The sequence below is a fragment of the Mesorhizobium alhagi CCNWXJ12-2 genome (genome assembly GCF_000236565.1).
GTDB lineage: Bacteria > Pseudomonadota > Alphaproteobacteria > Rhizobiales > Rhizobiaceae > Allomesorhizobium > Allomesorhizobium alhagi.
This window is the reverse complement of sequence record NZ_AHAM01000131.1, coordinates 1-15,950: the sequence shown is the minus strand read 5'-3', so window position 1 is coordinate 15,950 and position 15,950 is coordinate 1. Positions and strand designations below refer to the sequence as shown.

Annotated in this window: 14 protein-coding genes; 10 read left to right on the top strand and 4 right to left on the bottom strand. The window is 62.0% G+C overall.

Features of this window, described 5'->3' with window-relative positions:
• Positions 1-16 precede the first annotated feature (16 nt).
• The gene (locus MAXJ12_RS15255) at positions 17-481 is read right to left on the bottom strand and encodes a Ros/MucR family transcriptional regulator (RefSeq protein ID WP_008836807.1); all 465 of its coding nucleotides are present in this window, start codon (positions 479-481) and stop codon (positions 17-19) included.
• A 380-nt stretch (positions 482-861) separates the two neighbouring features.
• Between MAXJ12_RS15255 and MAXJ12_RS15250 the strand changes: the two genes are divergently transcribed.
• From MAXJ12_RS15250 to MAXJ12_RS15235, 4 genes are all read left to right on the top strand, one after another.
• Positions 862-2,103, top strand: coding sequence for an ABC transporter substrate-binding protein (locus tag MAXJ12_RS15250; protein ID WP_008836805.1), 1,242 nt, complete (start codon positions 862-864; stop codon positions 2,101-2,103).
• Positions 2,104-2,222: 119 nt separating this feature from the next.
• Positions 2,223-3,104, top strand: coding sequence for a carbohydrate ABC transporter permease (locus MAXJ12_RS15245; RefSeq protein WP_008836804.1), 882 nt, complete (start codon positions 2,223-2,225; stop codon positions 3,102-3,104).
• Positions 3,101-3,982, top strand: a complete 882-nt coding sequence (locus MAXJ12_RS15240; RefSeq protein WP_008836803.1) for a carbohydrate ABC transporter permease — start codon at positions 3,101-3,103, stop codon at positions 3,980-3,982. The genes MAXJ12_RS15245 and MAXJ12_RS15240 overlap by 4 nt, the downstream gene beginning before the upstream one ends.
• 3 nt (positions 3,983-3,985) lie before the next feature.
• Positions 3,986-5,101, top strand: a complete 1,116-nt coding sequence (locus tag MAXJ12_RS15235; protein WP_008836802.1) for an ABC transporter ATP-binding protein — start codon at positions 3,986-3,988, stop codon at positions 5,099-5,101.
• An 18-nt stretch (positions 5,102-5,119) separates the two neighbouring features.
• On the opposite strand, the gene MAXJ12_RS15230 is transcribed toward MAXJ12_RS15235, so the two are convergent.
• Positions 5,120-6,058 (bottom strand): phytanoyl-CoA dioxygenase family protein, encoded by a 939-nt coding sequence (locus tag MAXJ12_RS15230; protein ID WP_008836801.1) that lies wholly within the window; start codon positions 6,056-6,058, stop codon positions 5,120-5,122.
• Positions 6,059-6,185: 127 nt separating this feature from the next.
• Between MAXJ12_RS15230 and MAXJ12_RS15225 the strand changes: the two genes are divergently transcribed.
• Both MAXJ12_RS15225 and MAXJ12_RS15220 read left to right on the top strand, forming a co-directional pair.
• Positions 6,186-7,055 (top strand): helix-turn-helix domain-containing protein, encoded by an 870-nt coding sequence (locus tag MAXJ12_RS15225; RefSeq protein WP_008836800.1) that lies wholly within the window; start codon positions 6,186-6,188, stop codon positions 7,053-7,055.
• An 80-nt stretch (positions 7,056-7,135) separates the two neighbouring features.
• Complete coding sequence (locus MAXJ12_RS15220) at positions 7,136-7,621, top strand: MaoC family dehydratase (RefSeq protein ID WP_008836799.1); 486 nt, start codon at positions 7,136-7,138, stop codon at positions 7,619-7,621.
• Between the two features lie 3 nt (positions 7,622-7,624).
• Here MAXJ12_RS15220 and maiA read toward each other — a convergent pair whose 3' ends face one another.
• Positions 7,625-8,275 carry a maleylacetoacetate isomerase gene (gene maiA / locus MAXJ12_RS15215; RefSeq protein ID WP_008836798.1) on the bottom strand — a complete coding sequence of 217 codons (651 nt, stop codon included), beginning with the start codon at positions 8,273-8,275 and terminating at the stop codon, positions 7,625-7,627.
• A 236-nt stretch (positions 8,276-8,511) separates the two neighbouring features.
• Here maiA and MAXJ12_RS15210 point away from each other — a divergent pair, with 236 nt between their 5' ends.
• The 3 genes from MAXJ12_RS15210 to MAXJ12_RS15200 all read left to right on the top strand — a co-directional run bounded on the left by MAXJ12_RS15210 (position 8,512) and on the right by MAXJ12_RS15200 (position 12,402).
• On the top strand, positions 8,512-9,000 hold the full coding sequence (locus MAXJ12_RS15210) for a (2Fe-2S)-binding protein (RefSeq protein WP_008836797.1): 489 nt from the start codon (positions 8,512-8,514) through the stop codon (positions 8,998-9,000).
• A 137-nt stretch (positions 9,001-9,137) separates the two neighbouring features.
• On the top strand, positions 9,138-11,483 hold the full coding sequence (locus MAXJ12_RS15205) for a xanthine dehydrogenase family protein molybdopterin-binding subunit (protein ID WP_008836796.1): 2,346 nt from the start codon (positions 9,138-9,140) through the stop codon (positions 11,481-11,483).
• A gap of 121 nt (positions 11,484-11,604) precedes the next feature.
• On the top strand, positions 11,605-12,402 hold the full coding sequence (locus MAXJ12_RS15200; RefSeq protein ID WP_008836795.1) for an FAD binding domain-containing protein: 798 nt from the start codon (positions 11,605-11,607) through the stop codon (positions 12,400-12,402).
• A gap of 101 nt (positions 12,403-12,503) precedes the next feature.
• Here the strand turns inward: MAXJ12_RS15200 and MAXJ12_RS34440 are convergent, their stop codons facing one another.
• Entirely contained in the window at positions 12,504-14,678 is a 2,175-nt protein-coding gene (locus MAXJ12_RS34440) for a calcium-binding protein (protein WP_008836794.1), read from the bottom strand.
• 258 nt (positions 14,679-14,936) lie between these two features.
• Between MAXJ12_RS34440 and MAXJ12_RS15190 the strand changes: the two genes are divergently transcribed.
• Positions 14,937-15,950, top strand: a 1,014-nt coding sequence (locus MAXJ12_RS15190; protein WP_040586378.1) for a PAS domain-containing protein, incomplete at its 3' end; no start/stop codon positions are given.

Sequence of the window (15,950 nt, the reverse complement as noted above, 5' to 3'; positions counted from 1 at the left end):
TATCCGGCTGTGTCGCTCAGGACACCTTTCTCGGACGGCCGCGCTTCGCGCCGGTGGCCGGCTTGACCTTCGGCGTCGCCTTTGTGCCGGGCTTGCGGCCGAGCCCCATGGTTTTCGCCAGGGCCGAGCGGGTGGCGGCGTAGTTCGGCGCGACCATCGGATAATCGCTCGGCAGGTTCCACTTGGCACGGTATTCGTCCGGCGTCATGCCGTAATGGGCGCTGAGATGGCGCTTCAGCGACTTGAACTTGCGTCCGTCCTCGAGCGAGACGATGTAATCCGGCGTCACCGATTTCTTGATCGGTACGGCTGGCGTCAAGGGCGCCGGCACCGGCTCCGGCGAGCTCGCGAGTTTCTGCAGCGAAGCGTGCACGCTGGCCACCAGGTCCGGCAGGCCGGCGACGGGAACGCTGTTCTTCGAGACATAGGCCGAGACGATGGAAGCTGTCAGTTCGAGGGCTGAAGTATCGTTTTCTTGCAAGGTCGCTACTCCGAATGGCCGACTAGGCCGGTATGGGAAATCAGTTGCCAAGTATTCAATCAGCTAGAATTACCAAATTTCTCCGGATGCAAGCAAAATCGTCAAAAACCCCGTAAAAACTTCAATTCAGGCAGGGAGCGGACTGATTCTGTCCTTTCAGGGCAATCGGCGCGTTAGTCTTCGATGAACTGCAACTTCGGATCGTGCACAAGCTGCAATTCGCGTGCCGGATGGTTGGCGATCCGCGCAAGCAAAAGCTGCCCCATCTGCAAGCCGGCCTCTATCGCCAGCGCCTTGACAGTCCAGTCGATTACATCGTTATAAATTTTGACCGGCGCTGCTCAGCAGCCGGATAAAGGGAGGTTTCAATGTCATTTCGAATGCTCACGAAACTCGCTGCGGGCGCGGCGCTGATCGCGCTGACCACCGGCGCCGCGAAGACGGCCGACAATGTCGAGGTTCTGCACTGGTGGACATCGGGCGGCGAAGCCGCCGCGCTCGAGGTCCTGAAGAAGGATCTCGAATCGAAGGGCGTCGCCTGGTCCGACATGCCGGTCGCCGGCGGTGGAGGCGAAGCCGCCATGACCGCGCTGCGCGCCCGCGTCACAGCCGGCAACCCGCCGACCGCCGTGCAGGCGCTGGGCTTCGACATCACCGACTGGGCCAATCAGGGCGTCGTCGGCGACCTGAGCGAGATCGCCACCGCCGAGGGCTGGGACAAGGTCATCCCGACCGCGCTGCAGAATTTCTCCAAGCATGACGGCAAGTGGATCGCGGCGCCTGTCAACGTGCACTCCACCAACTGGGTGTGGATTTCGAAGAAGGCCCTCGACGCGGCAGGCGGCAAGGAGCCGCAGAACTGGGACGAGCTGATCGCGCTCCTCGACAAGTTCAAGGAAAGCGGCATCACGCCGGTCGCGCATGGCGGCCAGCCCTGGCAGGACGCGACCATTTTCGACGCCGTCGTGCTGTCGCTCGGCAACGACTTCTACAAGGCCTCGATGGTCGATCTCGATCCCGCGGCCCTCGGCGGCGACAAGATGAAGGAAGCCTTCGGCCGCATGGAGAAGCTGCGCTCCTATGTCGACGACAATTTCTCCGGTCGCGACTGGAACCTAGCTTCGGCGATGGTCATCGAAGGCAAGGCCGGGCTGCAGTTCATGGGCGACTGGGCCAAGGGCGAGTTCCTGAAGGCCGGCCAGAAGCCGGGCACGGATTTCGTCTGCATCCGCTTTCCCGGCACGCAGGGGGCCGTCACCTTCAATTCCGACCAGTTCATGATGTTCAAGGTCGGCGAGGACAGCAAGAAGGCGCAGCTTGCGATGGCTTCGGCCATCGAGAACCCGGTCTTCCAGTCGGCGTTCAACGTGGTCAAGGGTTCGGTTCCGGCCCGCACCGATGTGCCGAATACCGATTTCGACGATTGCGGCAAGAAGGGAATGGCCGACCTCGCCGAAGCCAATACAAACGGCTCGCTGTTCGGTTCGATGGCGCATGGCCATTCGGCTCCGGCAGCGGTGAAGAACGCCATGTATGACGTCATCACCCGTCACTTCAACGGCGACCTTTCGACCGACGAAGCGCCGGCCGAACTCGCAGCCGCGGTCGCGGCGGCTCAGTAATCCCTCCACCCGGCGGGGCGCGCCCGAAAAGCGCGCTCCGCCTTTCACTGGCGGATCTCGTGTAATCCGCTTCCCCTAATGCCCTTGCGCCCGCCGCAGCGCTGGCGGACTGATGAGCCATGCTGACACGCAATCGACTGCAGGACGCCGTGCCGAGACTGGTGCTCGCGCCGAGCTTCGCCGCCATACTGCTCTTCGTCTACGGCTTCATCCTCTACACCGGCTTCCTGTCGCTGACCGATTCCAAGATGCTGCCGTCCTACGGTTTCGTCGGCCTCGAAAACTACCGGAAGCTCTGGGCGCTGCCGCATTGGTGGCGGGCGCTGACCAATCTCGGCATCTTCGGCTCCCTCTACATCATCATCTGCTCGGTGCTCGGCCTGTTTCTCGCAATCCTGCTTGACCAGAAGATCCGCGCCGAGGGTTTCCTGCGGCCGATCTATCTCTATCCGATGGCGCTCTCCTTCATCGTCACCGGCACGGCCTGGAAATGGTTCCTGGATCCCGGCATCGGCCTTCAGAACACCATGCATCTCTGGGGTTGGGAAAGTTTTACGTTTACCTGGATCAAGGATCGCAACCTGGCGATCTACTGCGTCGTCATCGCCGCGGTCTGGCAATCGTCGGGCTTCGTCATGGCAATGTTCCTGGCTGGCCTGCGCGGCGTCGACAACGAGATCATCAAGGCCGCGCAGATCGACGGCGCGTCGACCATGACCATCTACCGCCGCATCATCATTCCGCTGATGCGGCCGGTGTTCCTGTCGGCCTTCGTCGTGCTCGCTCACCTCGCCATCAAATCCTACGACCTCGTCGTGGCGCTGACCGGCGGCGGGCCGGGGCAGGCGACCGAACTGCCTGCCACCTTCATGTATTCCTACACCTTCACCCGCAATTCCATGGGCATCGGCGCCTCGTCGGCGATCATCATGCTGGTCATGATCTTCTCGATCATCATCCCCTACCTCTATTCGGAGCTGAGGGGAGGGCCGCGCGCATGAGCACTCCTTCGCCGGACAATGCCGCCAACATCAACAAGCTGGCGCGCGGGCTGATCTACATCGCGCTGATCCTGTTCGCGATCTACTACCTGCTGCCGCTCTACGTGATGGTGGTGAATTCGGTGAAGCCGCTCTCCGAAATCCGTGAGGGCAACATGTTGTCGCTGCCGAGCGTGCTCACCTTCGAGCCGTGGTTCACCGCGTGGTCGACCGCGCAGATCGGCGTGCAGGCGACCGGCCTCAAACCTTATTTCATGAATTCCATCCTGATGGTCGTGCCAGCCGTCGCGATCTCCACGCTGCTCGGCGCGCTGAACGGCTTCGTGCTGACCAAATGGCGGTTCCGCGGCGACAATCTCGTCTTCGGCCTGATGCTGCTCGCCTGCTTCATCCCGTTCCAGATCGCGCTCATCCCCGCGGCCCGCATTCTGGGCCTTCTCGGCATCGCAGGCACCACGCAGGGGCTGGTGCTGATCCACGTCGTCTATGGGCTTGGTTTCACCACTTTGTTTTTCCGCAATTACTACGCAGCCTTCCCGACCGAACTGGTCAAGGCCGCGCAGATCGATGGGGCCAGCTTCTTCCAGATTTTCCGGCGCATCCTTCTGCCGTCCTCCGGTCCGATCATCGTCGTCACTGTGATCTGGCAGTTCACCAACATCTGGAATGATTTCCTGTTCGGCGCATCCTTCGGCGATTTCGACTCGCAGCCCATGACGGTGGCGCTGAACAATCTCGTCTCCTCGTCGAGCGGCGTGAAGGAATACAATGTGCATTTCGCCGGCGCGATACTGGCGGCGCTGCCGACGCTGGTCGTGTATGTCGTGTCGGGTCGCTATTTCGTGCGCGGCCTGATGGCAGGCGCGGTAAAGGGTTAGAGAATGGCGTTTCTTGAAATCCGCAACCTGGAAAAGACCTTCGGCAGTGTGAGGGTGCTGAAGGGCATCGACCTCGACGTGGAGGAGGGCGGTTTCCTGGTGCTGGTCGGGCCGTCCGGCTGCGGGAAATCGACGCTGCTCAATTCGATCGCGGGCCTCGAAACCACTACCGGCGGCTCGATCAGCATCGGCGGACGCGTGGTCGACCGGCTGCACCCGTCGCAGCGGGACATCGCAATGGTGTTCCAGTCCTACGCGCTCTATCCCAACATGACTGTGGCGCAGAACATCGCCTTCGGTATGGAGATCCGCGGCGTGCCGAAACCCGAGCGGGACAAGGCGATAAGCCAGGTGGCCGACATGCTGCAGATCGGCCATCTGCTCGACCGCCGGCCGAGCCAGCTTTCCGGAGGCCAGCGTCAGCGCGTCGCTATAGGTCGAGCGCTGGTGCGCGACCCGCTAGTGTTCCTGTTCGACGAGCCGCTCAGCAATCTTGACGCCAAGCTCCGCGTCGATATGCGCACCGAGATCAAGCGCCTGCACCAGCGCATGGGAACCACGATCGTCTATGTCACGCACGACCAGATAGAGGCGATGACGCTGGCGACCAAGATCGCGGTGCTGAAGGACGGGCTGTTGCAACAGTCGGGCACGCCGGCCGAGATCTACAACAATCCGGCCAATTTGTTCGTTGCCGATTTCATGGGCTCGCCGGCAATGAACCTCGTTCCGGTCACGATTGGCAGCAACGGGGCCGCCGTCTCGATCTCGACCGGGCGCAGTGACAGCGAGCCGCTGGTGCTTTCCATCCCCAATGCACCGGCAGGGCTTGCCGCGCATGCCGGGCGGGAGGCGATCTTCGGCATCCGCCCGGAGGCGCTGACCGACAGGGACGGAGCCGATCGCAACGCCCGGCATCTGGCCGAGAGCGAATGCCTGATCGAGGTGGTCGAGCCGGCCGGTTCCGATACTTTCGCCGTTACCCGGCTGGGCGACCGGCAGGTCACGGCGCGGCTCCGCGCCGACGCCAATGTCGCGGCTGGCGAGACGGCGCGGCTGGTGTTCAATCTCGATAAGGCCGTGTTCTTCGATCCCGAGAGCGGTCAGCGCATCCTCTGAGGTTGCGCAAGAACTGTCCTATCGCCAGCTTTTCAAGCCAAGCAGCTTTTCGCCGAGTTCGGTGAGCACCGCCGTTTTGGCGTTCTTCTTTTCCCAGTCGCGCGGGTCGCCGGGGAAGGCGTCGCGCTTCGGGCTTTCCAGCTCGCGCCACATCTTTATCCGAGTCTCGCGCTCGACGACGTCGTCCTCGTCGGCCGGCTGCATTGAAATATACTGCGCCATGCGCACCCGATCCTTCGAGCGGTTCGGCCGCACCCCATGCGCCAGCAACGAGTTGAAGATCAGCAGGTCGCCGGGATTCATCTCGATGTTGGTGATCGTCAGCCCGGTAATGTCCGGGTGCATCGGATCGCGGTCAGCCGGCTGCGTTTTCACCCACTCGTCGAAGCCGAAGAACAGTTCGGGAATGCACTGGAAGCCGCCAATGTCGCCGTCCTGCTTGACCAGCGACAACACGCCCTGAACGCCGATCGGCAGCGGATCGAGCGAAGTGTCGGCGTCCCAGTGGATGAAGCCGTTGACATTGCCGGGCGTGCGCTTGGGCGGGTTCAGATTGGCGCGGTCGATTGTCACCCAGAGATCCTCGCGGTCCCATATGTCGACGAAAGCGTCGTAAACGCGCCGGACCTGGCGGTTGTCCCAGAGATACTGGTGATTGTAGATCTCCAGCATCCCGGTGCCGTTCAACTCCTTCATAAGGTGGTCGCGGCGCTGCGGTGCGTACCAGGTCTCAGGGTCGTTGGGGTCCTTCTCGTCAAACTCCCAGAGCAGATCCACGAGCCGCCGGACATTCTCCTGCGGCACTGCATCGCGAACAATCACATAGCCCCTCGAAATCCAGTGCTGCCAATCCTCCTCGCTCAATACCCGGAGCGGCAGCCGCTTTTGGATATCCTTGAGCTGCGTGGTGACCTGGCGCGTTGACGGATGCGCGTCTCTCTGAATTTGCGGCTGCATGTCTCTCTCCCATGGTTCCGCCTCCAGTGGCGATGATGGTAATCGTACAGCGCCGCAAGCCGCCAATGTTGTATTAGCGAAGCACATTCCGATACTATTCTGGCTTCTTTGACGGGAAACTCGCGCAATGAAGCCATTCCTTGAGAAGGTGCATCCCGAGCCGGGCGCCTCATGGGCAATGCTGAACAGGCGGCTCGATGCGGAAATTCCGTTCCAGTGGCACCACCATCCGGAGTTCGAACTGACGCTGACGCTGAATTCGCGCGGCCAGCGCTTCATCGGCGATCATACCGCCAGTTTTGGCGATGGCGATCTGGTTCTGGTCGGGCCCAATTTGCCGCACACATGGAGTTCCACCGACAAGATCGACCCGGACCGGCCGCATGTCGCGCTGGTCATGTGGTTCAGCGCGCAATGGGCGGCGACCCTAGGCGATGCCTTCGTCGAACTCGGCCACGTCGCCGCCATGCTGGAGCGCGCGGCTGCGGGCCTGAGTTTTTCGCCGGGTTGCGCCGGTCGCGTGCGGCCGGCGATCGAGGATCTGTTCACGCGGCCGCCGGACGAAAGGCTGCTGCGCCTCATCGAGGTCCTGAGCGTGCTCGCCAGGGACGAGACCAGCGAGACGCTGGCCAGCCGCATGGTGGTGGCGCGCCCGGCCGATGGCGACCGTGCCCGTATCGACCGCGTGCTCGATCATATCCACCTGAATTACGCGTCCGGCGTCGCAATCGGCGACCTCGCCGACATCGCGGCGCTCAGCCCTTCGGGCCTGCACAGGCTGTTTCGCCGCCATATGCGGCTCTCCATCTCCGACTATCTGATCCGCATGAAAATCGGCGAAGCCTGCGCTATGCTGACGGCGACCGCGAAGCCGGTCGCCCATATTGCCGACGCCGTCGGCTACAATTCACTGGCCAATTTCAACCGCCAGTTCAAGGCGCTCAAGGGCCTGACGCCGCGCCTTTACCGGCAGCGTTTCCAGCCGCCGCGACGCTGATCGAACTGCCTGGGCGGGTGCGGCCTTTCAAGTGGTCGGCTGCGACGCTAGATTGCCGCCCGGATGCGGAGACATACACCATGGCGACACTGACCTTTGCCACGCTCGACGATTTTGTCGGCAAGGAACTGGGCGTGTCCGAATGGGTCACCGTCGATCAGGCGATGATCGACAAGTTCGCCGATTGCACCGGCGATCACCAGTGGATCCATGTCGATGCCGAGCGCGCCCGCAGGGAGAGCCCGTTCCGCACGACCATCGCGCATGGCTATCTGACGCTGTCGCTGGTCGCGGCGCTCGCGCAAGATCTGGGCATGGTGCCGGAAAACACCCAGGCTGCCTTCAATTACGGCCTCGATAAGGTCCGGTTCGTCACTGCCGTGAAGTCAGGCGCACGGATCAGGCTGCGCGTCACGATGACGTCGATCGAGAACAAGGGCCCGGGACAGTATCTGATGAAGGCCAGCAACACGGTCGAGATCGAAGGCGACGAGCGGCCCGCGCTGATCGCCGAAACGCTGGTGATGCTCTATGAGCGCCGCAGAAAAGCGGCGCCTGACCGATAGCGCTCACTCCGCGTCCGGCTGGTTGGCGGGCGCGGCCTTGATGAAGGCCGGCAATGTCAGGCATTCGGCACTGATCCGGGAGATTACCGGGTAAGGTACCATGTTGAGGTTGAAACGGGCATTATTGGCGACCTGCGCGACGAGGCAGATGTCGGCCAGACCCGGCGAATCGCCATGGCAGAATTTTCCGGTATCCGAGCTTTCTGCCAGAATCTTTTCAAGCGGTTGGAAGGTTTCGTTGACCCAGTGCCGGAACCAGTTGGCGACGTCCTCGTCGCCCGCGCCGTAAAGCGTGCGTAGCGCCGTCAATATGCGCAGATTGTTCACCGGATGGATGTCGCAGGCGATCATCTGCGACAGCATACGCACCCGCGCCCGTCCCTGCGCGTCCGGGGGCAGCAGCGGCGGCTGCGGCTGGATTTCGTCCAAAAATTCCATGATCGCCAGCGACTGTGTGAGCAGCGCGCCGTCGCTCCAGATCAGCGCCGGCACCAAGCCTTGTGGATTGACCGCCAGATAGGCGGGTTCCAGATGCTCGCCGAGCCGCAGATGATGCGACACGTAGCGGTATTTTATCCCCTTCATCTCCAGCGCGATCCGCACCCTGTATGAGGTCGAGGAGCGGTAATAATTGTGCAGGATGATCTCGCTCATTTGCGTGCCTCGTCGCTGGTGACGCCGGTTTCACCCAGCCTTCGCCGCTCAGGAGAGCGGATCGGCTGCGTTTCCCTCCAAAATCTTGGCACGAAGCCATGCGGCGCGCCACCGGGCAACCTATTTGGTGGGTTGGTCCGATCCGATAAAAGAAGCATCTTCCCCCGCTTCGATAGCCGTGTATGATTTCGATCCGGGCCGCGCATCCTGGCGGCTGAACGTGCCGAGGAGGGAACATGTCCGAAGTATCGATGGTGGTGAACGGCCGGCAAGTCGGCGGGGTGGTCGAGGACCGCACGCTGCTGGTGCATTATCTTCGCGAGCATGTCGGCCTGACCGGCACCCATGTCGGCTGCGACACCTCGCAATGCGGCGCATGCGTGGTCCATGTCGACGGCAAGGCGGTGAAGTCCTGCACGATGCTCGCCGCCCAGGCATCCGGCTCGAATATCGTTACAATTGAAGGACTTGCGAACGGCGCCGAACTGCACCCGGTGCAGGCCGCCTTCAAGGAGCATCACGGTCTGCAATGCGGGTTCTGCACGCCGGGCATGATCATGGCGGCTACCGACATGATCGCCCGCCATCCGGACGGCCTGGACGAGGCAACTGTGCGAGCGGAGCTGGAAGGCAATATCTGCCGCTGCACCGGATATCATAACATTGTCAAGGCGATACTGGCTGCCTCGGCCGCGATGTCGGCGGGCGGCAGGAAGGCGGCTTGAGGTTCGTCGTGGATAAAAAGGTCATGGCCGGCGATCGGTGACACGAATAAATCTTCGGCGTTTCAAGGGCTTATCCCTACGCGCCTGCCGCCGTCGGCCCATTTTTGTTCACAACAAGGTTTGGGAGGAGAAATCGGATGGGCATTGAAGGCATTGGCGCCCGCGTGGCGCGCAAGGAAGACAAGAGATTCATTACCGGCGCCGGGCGCTATGTCGATGATTTCGTCCTGCCGGGAATGAAGCACGCGGCCTTCGTGCGTAGTCCGCACGCCCATGCCGATATCGCCGGCATCGATGTCGAGGCGGCGAAGGCGATGCCTGGCGTCGTCGGCGTGCTCACCGGGCGCGAGCTCAAGACCGATGGCATCGGCAACCTGATCTGCGGCTGGATGATCCATTCGAAGGACGGCACGCCGATGAAGATGGGCGCGTGGTCGCCGCTGGCGGTCGACCGGGTGCGCTATGTCGGCGATGCGGTGGCGATCGTGGTCGCCGACACCAAGGGTCAGGCGCGGGATGCCGCAGAAGCGGTGGAGGTAAGCTATCGCGAACTACCGGCGGTAACCGATGCGGTCAAGGCGCTGGAACCCGGCGCGCCGCAGCTCCACCCGGAAGCCGACAACAATCTGATCTTCGACTGGGACATCGGCAATGCCGACGAAACCGCCGCCGCCTTCGCCAGGGCCGCGCATGTCGTCAAGATCGACATCACCAACAACCGGCTGGTTCCGAACGCGATGGAGCCGCGCGCGGCGCTCGGTCATTACGACAAGGCCGAGGACCACTACACCTGCTGGACGACCAGCCAGAACCCGCATGTCGCCCGCCTGGTGATGAGCGCCTTCTACAACATCGCACCGGAAAACAAGTTGCGCGTCATCGCCCCCGATGTCGGCGGTGGCTTCGGCTCCAAGATATTCATCTATCCGGAAGAGATCGTCTGCCTGTGGGCGTCGAAGAAGACCGGCGTTCCCGTCAAATGGGTCGGCGACCGCACCGAAAGCTTCCTGACCGATGCGCATGGCCGTGACCACGCCACCCATGCCGAAATGGCTTTTGACGGCGATCACAGGGTGATCGGGCTCAAGGTCGAGACCAAGGCCAATTTCGGCGCCTATATGTCGCTGTTCTCCAGCTCGGTGCCGACCTATCTCTACGCGACGCTGCTGTCGGGGCAGTACAACATCCCGGCCATCCACGCCAATGTGAAGGCGATCTACACGAACACCGCGCCGGTCGACGCCTATCGCGGGGCAGGGCGGCCCGAGGCGACGTTCGTCATGGAACGGCTGATGGAGACGGCGGCAAGGCAGCTCGGCGTTTCGCCGGCCGAACTGCGCCGCAAGAATTTTATCACCGAGTTCCCGCACCAGACCCCGGTCATCATGTGCTATGACGCCGGCGACTATGCCGCCTCGCTCGACGCCGCTATGAAGGCCGCCGACTATCAGGGCTTCCCGCAGCGCCGGGAAGAGGCGAAGCGGCGCGGCAAGCTGCGCGGCATCGGCCTGTCCTGCTACATCGAGGCTTGCGGCATCGCGCCGAGTGCGGCCGTGGGCTCGCTCGGGGCCGGCGTCGGCCTGTGGGAAAGCGCGGAGGTGCGCGTCAATGCCGTAGGCACGATCGAGGTTCTCACCGGATCGCACAGTCACGGACAGGGCCACGAAACCTCATTCGCCCAGTTGGTCACAGAACGCTTCGGCGTGCCGATCGATTCCGTCTCGATCGTCCATGGCGACACCGACAAGGTGCAGATGGGCATGGGCACTTACGGTTCGCGCTCCGGCGCGGTCGGCATGAGCGCCATCGTCAAGGCGCTCGACAAGGTCGAAGCCAAGGCGAAGAAGATCGCGGCGCACCTGCTGGAGGCCGACGAGGGCGACATCGTCATCGAGGAGGGCGCCTGCAAGGTCGCCGGCACCGACAAGTCTGTGCCGTGGTTCCAACTGGCGCTCGCCGCCTACACCGCGCACAATCTGCCGGGCGGCATGGAGCCGGGGCTGAAGGAGACGGCTTTCTACGACCCCTCCAACTTCACCTTCCCGGCAGGCTGCTACGTCTGCGAGGTCGAAGTCGATCCGGAAACGGGCGTGACGAAAATCGTCCAGTTCGTGGCGGCCGACGATTTCGGCAACATCATCAATCCCATGATCGTCGAGGGCCAGGTGCATGGCGGTATCGCGCAGGGCGTCGGCCAGGCGCTGCTCGAAGGTGCGCATTACGATCCCGATAGCGGCCAACTCCTGACCGCGAGCTACATGGATTACACCATGCCGCGCGCCGACGATCTGCCGTCCTTCCAGGTCTCGACCTCCAACACGCCGTGCCCGGGCAACCCGCTTGGCATGAAGGGCTGCGGCGAGGCGGGCGCGATCGGCTCGCCGCCCGCGGTCATCAACGCCATCACCGACGCCATCGGAACCGACGAACTGACCATGCCTGCAACGCCGCAGAAGGTCTGGGCGGCGATTCGGAAGCATTGAAGAGAAGCGAATAGCGAATAGGGAGTAGCGAATAGGGAAGAAAAGCGCGGCGCAAATGGGGTCGGTCCCTGTTCGCTATTCGCTACTTCCTATTCGCTTTCTCCCGAAGGGAGAAAACCACATGTACGCAACCACCTACCACCGCGCCGCCTCCGTCGCCGATGCCGTAAAACTCGCCGGCCAGGGGGACGCCAAACTGCTTGCCGGCGGCATGACGCTGATCCCGGCGATGAAGACCAGGCTCGCCGCGCCCTCCGACCTGGTGGATATCGGCCGGATTGCGGAGTTGAAGGGCGTTAAGGTTTCCGGCTCGGCCGTCACCATCGGCGCGGGCACCACCCATGCCGAGGTCGCTGCCGACGCCGGCCTCAAGGCGGCGTGCCCGGCTCTGTCGAGGCTCGCCGGCATGATCGGCGACCCGCATGTCCGCCACATGGGCACGATCGGCGGCTCGATTGCCAACAACGATCCGGCGGCCGATTATCCTGCGGCGCTGCTGGCGCTCGCTGCCACCATCGTCACCGACCGTCGCGAGATCGCGGCCGACGATTTCTTCACCGGCCAGTTCGAAACCGCGCTGGAGGAGGGCGAGATCATCGCCGCGGTGCGCTTCACCGCGCCGGCCAAGGCGGCCTACGAGAAATTCCGCAACCCGGCCTCGCGCTACGCCATCGTCGGCGTGTTCGTGGCCACGGGCGATAGCGGGGTGAGGGCGGCCGTCACCGGCGCCGGCGACGACGGCGTGTTCCGGTCGGCCGAAATCGAAGCCGCGCTGGCCAACAATTTCGACCCGTCGGCGCTCGACGGGCTCAGCGTGCCGGCGGATAGCCTGATGACCGACATCCACGCCTCGGCCGAGTATAGGGCGAACCTGATCGTGGTCATGGCTAAACGGGCCGTCGCCCGCGCCAACGGGTGAGGGGAGGGTCGGTCGGCCGACAAACCAAGCCATGCTTCCTTGGGCGCGATTCACAGCAGAAGGCAGCGCGAGTTTTCGGCCAAGCCAGTTGGCATGTGCCTCTAGAGAACGAAATCGGTTCCCGTCATGAAGCTGGTGCCGGCGACCAGGATTTGCATGTCGGCGATTGAATCGCCGTTCACATCGGCGTCGATGATCACGGTGCCGTTGTAGTTGGTATAGCGTAGCTGGCCGGCCGCTCCAGAGAATGCTGCTGAGCCGATGAAGGAGAAGGCCTGGTTGCCGGCGACGAGCGTGTTGGCGTCGATAGTCGCGAGATCGATCAGGTCGAAGCCATGGCTGAAGCCGCCAACAATCGAGTCGCGAAGCGCCGGTCCGACCGGACTGTGGGAAACCAGGTCGAAATCGAACCGGTCGTTTCCCGCACCGCCATTGAGACTATCGCTGCCTGCGCCGCCGATCAGCGTGTCGTTGCCGACACCTCCGGTGAGCGTGTCATTACCGGCGCCGCCGGTGATGTAGTCATTCCCATCGCCACCACTCAGGCTGTTGTTTCCGGAATTGCCGACCAGCGTATTGTTCAAGCTGTTGCCGGTTCCGTTGAGGTTCGACGAGCCCTGAAGTTCCAGCCGCTCGACGTTGGCTCCCAACGTCCAGTTTATGTAGGAGCGAACCGTGTCAGTGCCGCCGCCGGCACTTTCCACCGTGATGTCCCCGGCCGCGGCGACGATGAAAGTGTCATCCCCGCCACCACCGACCATGTAGTCGTTTCCTGCGCCGCCGTTGAGCAAATTGTTGCCGGAATTGCCGACCAGCGTGTTATTGAGCGCATTGCCGGTGCCGTTCAGATTGCCTGAGCCCTGCAGCTCCAGCCGCTCGACATTGTTGGCCAGCACCCAGTCGATATAGGAGCGCACCGTGTCGGTACCTTCGCCGGCATTCTCGATGGTGGTGTCGCCTGCCGCGGCTACGATGTAGATGTCGTCGCCTGTGCCGCCGAACATAGCGTCCGCGCCAGCTCCGCCGTTGAGCGTGTCGTTGCCGCCACCACCATTGAGGATGTTGTTGCCGGAATTGCCTGTGATGACGTTTGCGGCTTCATCGCCGGTCCCGTTGATATTGGCGGAACCGAGCAGTTTCAGGTTTTCGACATGTGCATAGTCGCCAAGCGAGCGGCTGATAGTCGATGTGATAGTATCAACGCCGCCATAGACGGTTCCGACGAAAGCCGCAGATGGAAAAATGCTCTCAATTACTATGTCGAACCCAGCGCCAAGGACGTAGGTGTCATTGCCCTCTCGGCCCTCAAGCTGATCGACTATATTGTCCGCGCCACCGTCGAGAATGTTGTTGCCGGAATTGCCTGAGATGACGTTTGCAAGTTGATTACCGGTGCCATTGATGTTGGCGCTTCCCCACAGATGCAGATTTTCGATATTGCCATACGACGCCAGGCTGCGAGTGATCTCGGTACCAATTGTGTCGTTTCCACCGCTATCGATAATAATGAACGGCTTAGCGCCAAATACGTAGTAATCGTCACCAAGGCCTCCGTCGACTGCGTGATCGATTGTCCCGGTGCGGTTGTCAAAAAAATCGTTTCCGCCGCCAAGGAAGATTCCCCCTTGGATATTTCCATAGTTTATGACGATGTCTTCGCCGTCGCCGCCTTTGATTGCAAGATTGGCGGATTTTATAAATCCGTAATTTTCAACGTAAGTTGTAAGTTGTCCTTGTGATATGATGCCAATACCTTGAACATCAATTACGCTTTGCGAACCAAGTTTAATATCTAATCTGCTATTCACCGAGATGATACCGGAGTATCCTTCGATTTTTCCATTATTCTCTATTTGAGAGTGATTCGACGCAGCCTCTACATATATTCCAGCCTCCGCTACAATGGAGCCGAAATTGGAAATTTTGATATCGTTTCCATTGCCGTACATGCCAATATTCGAAGCGGTAATGATGCCGTGGTTGTCAGCCGCCGTACCGTCGCCGTAAAAAGCCATGCCATTGTAGGCATGAATAGTGCCGAGATCGGCAACGCTCAAAATGGCGTCCAAACCGTCGGAGTAGACGCCCGCCTTGTAGGTGGCGTTCGCCGTTATGTGGCCTCGCACTTCGACGACGCTGTCGTGGTAGGCTCCGCCGTTGAAAATCCCGTGACCGTTCGCCACGTTGATCGAAACGCCATTGGCCAAGACCCAGTTGTCGTTTGGGGCCGTGATATTGAACTGCGTGGTCAGGTTGCTGGTAATCGTCGTGGTCATTGCGGAGAGCCTTTCGTGTTGAGGAGTTGGGGCGACACGCCAACGCCCATTCCCGGCCCGAACAGGCGGCCTGGATGCTCGTGGAGTTTCGTCGTTTGGGCGCTCAACTAAGCTCGCCGGCGACGCATGTCGTCACCCGAACGGATGACGATGCCAAATCCGTCGCATCGAATTTTCCGCGCGCGGAAGTGAAACTTGCTATTGGCGGTCTTGCCCTGCTTCGTCCCGGGGGCGGAGACCGCGATAGCAGGAGTCGTTTTGAGCAGGTTGAGCCAGGAACTGCTGTCGTCGATCGTTGGCGACATCTACGATTGTGCTTTAAACTCGGAGATCTGGACTGACGTATTGGTCCGGATCACACAAGCCGTCGACGCCGCCTATACAACCATCGCCCTGGCCGGCGCCGACGACAACCGCGGCCGTTTCGCGGCTCAATCGCCCTGGGATCCGGCGCAGATGCGCGCTCTCCAGGAATATGATTTTGAAGGAATTCCAGGGCTGAAGGCAGCGGTCCTCGGCGACATCGACACGCCGGCGGCGACCTTGTCGAGCATGAGCGAAGCCGAACTGCAGCAATCGCCCTTCTATCGGAACTGGGCCAGGCCGCAGGGATTGCGCGAGGCCTGCATTGCCAAATTCGTCCATACGTCGGACCGGATCGGCCTGGTGAGCTATACGATACGGGCCAGCAGAGGCTTCATAACCCCCGAGGAACAGCGTTTCCTGGCATTGCTCTCGCCGCATTTGCGGCGGGCATCCATGATCGGCGATCTGCTCGACCAGGCGCGGGTCGCGGCCAGCCTCTACCGCGCGGCGCTCGATAACCTCGCGACGCCTGTCGTTCTTACCGGCGCGAATGGCGCCATCCTCTACGCGAATTCGCGCGCCGAGGCGATGCTCTCCGCACAAGGCCCCATTTTTTCCAGAAGCGGACTGCTTCATGCGCAGAACCCCAGGACGGCTCGCGCCTTGCTGGACGCGATCGCCAGCGCGGCCAACGCCGAAACTTCGCTTGGCTCGCGCGGCATTGGACTGCCGATCTCGGCGGCCGGTCAGCCGCCAGCCGTCGCTTATGTCCTGCCGCTGACCGAGGGGACCGCGCGCGCCACTTTCCGTCCCGCCTGCGCTGCTGTCTTCATATCGACGACGACGTCCGCTTCGCCGCCGCCGGAAGCAGTGCTTACGACGCTTTTCGATCTTACGCCCGCGGAGGCGCGCGTCCTGCTGCGGGTCGGCGGCGGAATGACCGCGTCAAAGAGCGCCGTATCGCTC